2 protein-coding genes are annotated in these 1,427 nt (G+C 78.1%); both read left to right on the top strand.

Going from position 1 to position 1,427, the window contains the following annotated elements; all coding sequences use genetic code 11:
- A partial coding sequence (locus E1287_RS43195; protein ID WP_207934825.1) for a sensor histidine kinase occupies window positions 1-1,003 on the top strand: 1,003 nt, incomplete at its 5' end.
- A partial coding sequence (locus E1287_RS43190) for a response regulator transcription factor (protein ID WP_131971937.1) occupies window positions 1,000-1,427 on the top strand: 428 nt, incomplete at its 3' end. The genes E1287_RS43195 and E1287_RS43190, both read left to right, overlap by 4 nt.

Genomic DNA, 1,427 nt, shown 5'->3' with positions numbered 1-1,427 from the left:
CCGGGCGGGGTGGCCGGGCCTGTCATCCGCGCGGCTGTGGCCCGCGGTGGGGGGCTCGCTGGCGCTGGCGGGGACCGCCGAGGCGGTGTTCCGCGCCGGCGGGTCGGGCGCGGTGCTGTCGCTGGCGATCGTGGTGGACGTGTGCGCGACGCTCCCGCTCGTCCTGGCCCGCGACCGGGTCACCGCCGCGGCCGTCGCGATCACCGTCGCGGCGCCGGCCGCGTGCGTCCTGCACCGCGGGGTCGCCGTCGCGGCCGTCGTCGCGCTCGTCACGGTCTGGTCCGTGCTGGTCCGCCGCCGGGTGCTGCGCCGCCGCGCCGACGCCGCGGCGCTGGACGCCTCCCGCCGCGCGTTCGAGAGCACGCTGCTGGAGTACACCGCGCGGGGCGAGCGCGCCCGCATCGCCCGCGAGCTGCACGACGTCGTCGCCCACCACATCTCGATGATCTCCGTCCAGGCGGAGACGGCGCGGCTGGCCGTCCCGGGCATGCCGGACGAGGGCGCCGAGCGGCTGCTGGCCATCGGCGACACCGCCCGGACCGCCCTCATCGAAATGCGGCGGCTGCTCGGCGTGCTGCGCGAGGACGCCGGCGCCGAGCCCACCCGCCGCCCCCAGCCCGGCCTGCAGCAGCTCCTGGACCTGATCGACGAGACCCGCGAGCCGGGCGCGGCGAGCGTCCGGCTGATCGTCCGGGGCGGCGTCGCCGTCCTGGACCCGGGGGTGGAGCTGGCGGCGTACCGGATCGTCCAGGAGGCCCTCACCAACGCGCGGCGGCACGCGCCCGGCGCCGCGGTGGACGTGGACGTCGACTACGCGCCCGGCGTGCTGCGCGTCAGCGTCCGCGACAACGGTCCGGGCCCGGGGCGCGGCGGCGTCGCGGGGCATGGCCTGCTCGGAATGCGCGAACGCGCCGCTGCGGTCGGCGGCGACCTGCGCACCGGCCCCGGCCCGGTGGGCGGGTTCCTGGTCGAGGCGACGCTCCCGACCGTGGCGGAGTCATGACGGTCCGTGTGGTGGTCGCCGACGACCAGGAGGTCGTCCGCGCCGGGTTCGGGGCGCTGCTCGGCACCCAGCCCGACCTGGCCGTCGTCGGCACCGCCGCCGACGGCGCCGCCGCGGTCCGCGCCTGCGCCGAGCACCGGCCCGACGTCGTGCTGATGGACGTGCGGATGCCCGTCATGGACGGCATCGAGGCCACCCGCCGCATCGCCGCCGGCCCGGACGCCCCGCGGATCCTGATGCTGACCACCTTCGACCTGGACGAGCACGTCTACGACGCCCTCGTCGCCGGGGCCAGCGGGTTCCTGCTCAAGGACGTCACCGCCGAGCGGCTGTTCGACGCCGTGCGGGTCGTCGCGGCGGGGGAGGCGCTGCTCGCGCCGGCCGTCACCCGCCGCCTGATCGGGGAGTTCGCCCGGCTCCGCCC

Origin of the sequence: Actinomadura sp. KC06, assembly GCF_004348735.1 — a bacterium.
In the GTDB taxonomy this organism is placed as follows: domain Bacteria; phylum Actinomycetota; class Actinomycetes; order Streptosporangiales; family Streptosporangiaceae; genus Spirillospora.
This window is presented reverse-complemented; position numbering and strand designations above follow the sequence as displayed.